This window comes from Streptomyces sp. NPDC058964 (genome assembly GCF_042741275.1).
Taxonomy (GTDB): Bacteria; Actinomycetota; Actinomycetes; order Streptomycetales; family Streptomycetaceae; genus Streptomyces.
Map to the genome: position 1 here is coordinate 1 of NZ_JBHYKH010000254.1, position 4,864 is coordinate 4,864.

4 protein-coding genes and 1 pseudogene are annotated in these 4,864 nt (G+C 76.4%); all 5 read right to left on the bottom strand.

Going from position 1 to position 4,864, the window contains the following annotated elements; genetic code table 11:
* Positions 1-350, bottom strand: a pseudogene (locus ACFW2E_RS27310) (hypothetical protein); the annotation flags it as partial.
* The gene (locus tag ACFW2E_RS27315; RefSeq protein WP_384469717.1) at positions 347-2,050 is read right to left on the bottom strand and encodes an AAA family ATPase; all 1,704 of its coding nucleotides are present in this window, start codon (positions 2,048-2,050) and stop codon (positions 347-349) included. The gene ACFW2E_RS27315 and the pseudogene ACFW2E_RS27310, both read right to left, overlap by 4 nt.
* A gap of 427 nt (positions 2,051-2,477) precedes the next feature.
* Positions 2,478-3,926, bottom strand: coding sequence for a hypothetical protein (locus tag ACFW2E_RS27320; protein ID WP_384469718.1), 1,449 nt, complete (start codon positions 3,924-3,926; stop codon positions 2,478-2,480).
* Entirely contained in the window at positions 3,923-4,567 is a 645-nt protein-coding gene (locus ACFW2E_RS27325; RefSeq protein WP_384469719.1) for a 4Fe-4S single cluster domain-containing protein, read from the bottom strand. Before ACFW2E_RS27325 ends, ACFW2E_RS27320 begins: the two co-directional genes overlap by 4 nt.
* Positions 4,564-4,758, bottom strand: coding sequence for a hypothetical protein (locus ACFW2E_RS27330; protein ID WP_384469720.1), 195 nt, complete (start codon positions 4,756-4,758; stop codon positions 4,564-4,566). Before ACFW2E_RS27330 ends, ACFW2E_RS27325 begins: the two co-directional genes overlap by 4 nt.
* Between the last annotated feature and the right edge of the window lie 106 nt (positions 4,759-4,864).

Here is a 4,864-nt window from a genome sequence, read left to right on the forward strand (position 1 = left end):
GCCCGTGGGGTGCCGCTGCTGACGGTGCGTCGCACGCCCTGGTCGCTCGCGCCGTAGTGCAACGCCACGGCGACCGGCTCCGGCACGATGCGATCGACGACGAGACCGGCGTCCTCCGCGGCGCGCCGCAGTTCGTCCTCCCGTCCGCCCTGCGCGGGCAGCCCGAGCACCGCCTCGCGGTCCGCCGGGCCGTCCGGTACCGCGGCGAGCAGCAGTGCCAGCGCCGCGGCGGGAGCCGCGACCCCGTCCGTCCCGCCGAGGGCCGTCGTGGCCACCGCCGGTCTCCCGTCGGGACCCAGCCGTCCGACCCGGCCGTAGCGGTGCCCGATGTCGATGCCGAGCATGCTCACCCGTTCCCCTCTGCCGTGGACGGCCCCGCGCCGTCGTGCGTGACCCAGGGCGTGCCGCCGGGCCCGATCCCGGCCCGGAGACGGCTGCCCGGGACCGGCCGGTGCGCCAGGAGGTGACCGACCACGGCCGCCCGCAGCCGCTCCAGCTCGTTCCGGATCTGCCGACCGCCGTACGCCTGGTGCTCCGGGTCGCTCATTCGTTCGATGATCCATGGGTGCACGGTGGCGGTGTCGGGGACGAGTTCGATCCGGTGGCGCTCGCGGACCGACTCGGCGAGCTGACCGAGCAGGCGGTCGGCGATCTTCACGATGTGCTCGCGGCGGAGCATGTCGAAGACGACCACGCCGGGCTTGAGCCGGCCGTAGATCTCCGGCCTGCCGATGGTGCGGAACTTCTCCTCCACGGCGCTCGTGAAGTGGGCCTCCAGGTGGCCGTACGGAACCTCGTCCCCGCTCTGGGCCAGCAGGTCCCGCAGCGCGTCCGCGCCCGTGTTGGAGGTGAAGATGATCAGGCTCTGGGAGAAGTACGCGGTCTGCCCGCGCCCGTCGGTGAGCCGGCCGTCCTCCAGGATCTGCAGGAACTTGTCGAGCACCCGGGGGTGCGCCTTCTCGATCTCGTCGAAGAGGAGCACGCTGAACGGACGTTCCTGCACCCGCCGGGTCAGCTCGCCGCCCTGTTCGTACCCGACGTAGCCGGGCGGCGCGCCCGCGAGCCGTTCCGCGGCGTGCTCCTGCTGGTACTCGCTCATGTCGAAACGGGCGTACGCGCTCTGGTCGCCGAACATCAACTCGGCCACTGCCTTGGCGAGTTCGGTCTTGCCGACTCCCGTGGGACCGACGAAGAAGAACGCGCCGCGGGGCCGCGCGGTGCCGGAGTTGCCGAAGTCGACGCCCACGAAGGCCGCCTGCAGGGCCGAGGCGACGGCCCGTACGGCCGTGGACTGGCCGACCACCCGGGCGCCGAGGACCTCGGCCGCGCGGGCGACGGTGTCCCGGTCGAGCTGGGTCCACGGGTCGACGCTCACATTGAGCCGGTGGAGTTCGAGCAGCTTGTCGGGCTTCCGCAGGGATGCCTGGCGGAGCCAGGACGTACGGGCGAGGGCGTCGATGTCCCAGCCGGACATGCCGTCGGTGGCGCCGACGAGCGCCTCGACGTCGGCGCGCGTGGCGTCCTCGGCCCCGTTGAAGTCCCCTCGCAGCCAGGACAGCCACAGACGGCGCTCGCTCGGGTCGGGCGGGCCGATGTGCAGGGCGGCGATCCGCGGATCCTCCAGGTGGAACCAGCCCGGCAGCCGTCCGACGTCGCCGACCGCGCACAGCACGGCGTTGCGGGCGTGCGGGGACCGGCCCTCGGCGGCCGAGCGGGGCGTCACGGCGTCGGTCATCGCGGCACGCAGCCGCAGATAGCCGGCGTGGGACTCCGGCTGGCCGGGCGGGAGGTGATGGTCGACGTCCTGGAAGACGAACGCCACGGCCGTGTCGGGGGAGGCGACGATGCGGTGCACGGTGGCCACGACGTCGTCGAAGGAGCGCGGCCGCCCGGCCGGACGCGGCGCGAGCAGGCGGTCACGGCTGCGCTGCCGCTCGCTCCCGCGCCGGGTCCGCGCCTCACCGCCGTCCTCGTCGCCCCCGCTCTCGTCGCCGGACCGGTCGGCGCCGGCCGCCCCCCGCTGCTCCCAGGGCCGAGCCCCCGCCCCCACCGCCCGCGCCCCCCCCCCCCCCCCCCCCCCCGGGGCCCCCGCGCGGGGCACCGCCGTGCCCCGTCCCCCTCGCCGGGCGCCGCCGCCCCGCTCCGGCCCTCGGTGCCCGGCGAGGGGGACTCACCGGGCGGGGGTACCCGGGACCGCAGGCCGTCGAAGCGTTCCGCGTGCCCCGGCAGCGGGAAGGTGAGCCCGGCGACCGGGTCCCACCAGCCCACGACATCGGCGCCGCGGGCTTCGAGCACCCCGGCGACCAGTTCCCGGAAGGAGGCGGGCCGGTCCTCGAACCACCAGCGGTCCCGGATCTGCCCGTTGAGGATCACCTGGCGGCCGCGCCGCAGCTCCCAGCCGAGCGAGACCGCCCACAGCGGCATCATGCCGTCGGCTGCGGCGGGCCCCTCCTCGTGCTTGGTCCATTCGACCGTGCTCACGGGGTCGTCCACCTCCGGGCCCCGTCGCCGGGCAGCCGTTTCGCGCTTCGGCCCGGCGGCTTGCCCTGCCAGGTGAGTTCGCCCGGCACGAAGCCGTCGTCGTCGCTCATCGCCTCGTGCACCCGCTCCAGCAGGTCCTCCGTACGGTCGCAGACCGCGCCCTCCGCCGCCGGGCGCAGCGTCACGTCCGGCTCGCCCTCGACGCGGTAGACCAGCACCGGCGTCCCGTCGGCCTCGGTGGTGACCGTGGTGTCGTAGCTCGCACCGGTGGGCCGCTCGAAGCGCAGCAGGAAGCTCTGGCCCTGGTCCTCGCCGCCGGCGAAGGTGAAACCCTCACCGGTCATCGCGTCCTTCAGCGCCTGGGCGAGGTCGCTGCGGCGGGTGTAGGCGAGCTGCAGCTCGTCCAGCTGGGCCTCGGCCCCGGGCAGCAGCTCCTCCAGTGCCCCGACCGCGGCGAGGGCCTCGCGGGGCCGCCCCGCGGACAGCGCGTCGGTCACGGCGCGCAGGGCGCCCCCGACCCGGTCGGCGAGCTGGAGGGCGCCGAGTTCGGCGGCGTCGGCCGCCGCGCCCTCCGCGCCCTTGCGTACGACCCCGAGCCGGTCCGCGGCCTCCGCGAGCGCCGCCTCCCCGGCCTGGACGCGCTCGCGTTCCGCCTCGTCGGCGGCCGCCTGTTCCGCGGCACGCGCCTCGGCCCGCAGCCGCTCCTCCTCGGCCCGCTCCCGGTCGGCCCCGGCCTGCCGGCGGAGTGCCTCGACCGCCCGCGCCACCGTCGTCGTATGCCGGACGAGGGCGTGTTCCACGGTGCCGAGGAGCGCCTCGAAGCGGACCTCCTCGCCCGGGCCGGTCGCCTCGCGCAGCCGGTCGAGCAGTTCGGCGCAACGCTGTCGCCCCTCCGCGTCGTGGGCCGCGCCGTCCTCGCCCGTCTCGGTGAGGCGCCGCTCCAGGCCGGCCAGGACCCCGGCGCGGTCGGTGCGGTCGGGCCGGTCCCCGGCCGCTCGCAGGACGACGACCCGGCCGCGCAGTTCCTCCACGGCGTCACCGAGCTCCTCGCCGCGCGCGGCCCGCTCGCGCAGCTGCGCCAACCCGACTTCCAGACGGCCGAGTTCGGATCCGGGTGCCGAGGTCGCGGCGATCAGCTGCGCGACCTCGTCCAGCCGGCGTGCCTCGGCACGGGCCTGCTCCTCGCGGGTCCGGGCCACCTGCGCGTCCCGCTCGGCGCTGCGCCGCGCCTCCAGTTCGGCCTTCCTGCGCTCGGCCTCGGCGCGGGCCCGCTCCCGGCGGGCCGCCGCCTCCTGGGCGCGCCGGGCGGCCAGTGCCGCGCGCTCGCGGGCGCGCTCCTGCTCCCGGGCCCGGCGCGCGGCGGCCTGACGACGGCGCCGCTCCGCCTCGCGCTGGGCGTAGACCGAACCGACGCTGACGTTGCTGTACTTCGGTGATCCGCTCATCCATCCCTCCGTGCCTGGGTGTGCAGCACGAACCCCCGCGCCGCCAGTTGTTCCTCAAGTCCCTCCCGGAATCCCGGAGTCGGGGGTACTCCGGCCCAGGAGAGTGATCCGTCGGCCTGCACCGACAGCTCGATGCCCGCGCTCGCGTCGGGCTCGGCCAGGACGTGCGCGTAGCGGTCACCGATCGCGATCAGACGCTGGTTCTCCGAACCGCGCCAGCGCAGACTGCCGTGCCGGGCCGCCACGTAAGGGCCGTCGACGAGCAGGTCAAGCCGCCGCAGCAGGGCCCGCCGGTCCGGGTCGCCCCGGCGGAGTGCCTCGTAGCGGAAGCCCGAGTACGCCATCGCGCCGAAGTCCGGGCGCCGTGCGCGTACCGCGTCCAGCAGCGCGGCGAGCGCCCCGGCCTGGCTGAAGGGCTCTCCGCCGGACAGGGTGACCCCCGCCACGTCGCTCAGTCCGCAGAGCCAGTCTGCGAGTTCGGCCACGGGCCGGGCGGTGCCGCCCTCGAAGGGGAGGGTCTCGGACGCCACGCAGCCGTGGCAGCGCAGTGGGCAGCCCTGCACCCAGACGACGGCGCGGGTACCCGGCCCGAGGACGGTGCAGCGGTCCAGCGTCCTGGCGATGGAGAGGTGGGTCGTCATGCGTGCTCCTCCCGTGACTCCGGATAGCTGTCCGCGCCGCTCTCGGCCTGGTCGCACCAGGGGCACCAGGGCCGCTCCACGGTGTGGACGTGGCGGGCGTTGACCGCGCACGCCTTCAGGCGCCCCGGGGCGAGTTCCGTCGCCAGGGCGCGTGCCCAGTCCGCCGCCGTGGGGGGCCGGGGCCCCCACACCGGCCCCGCCCCCCCGGGCCCGCGCCCCCCCCCCCCCGGGGCGGGGGGGGCCCCGGGGGGGCGCCGCCCCCCCCTCGGGGCGGGGGGGAGGCCCCCCCCCCGCGGC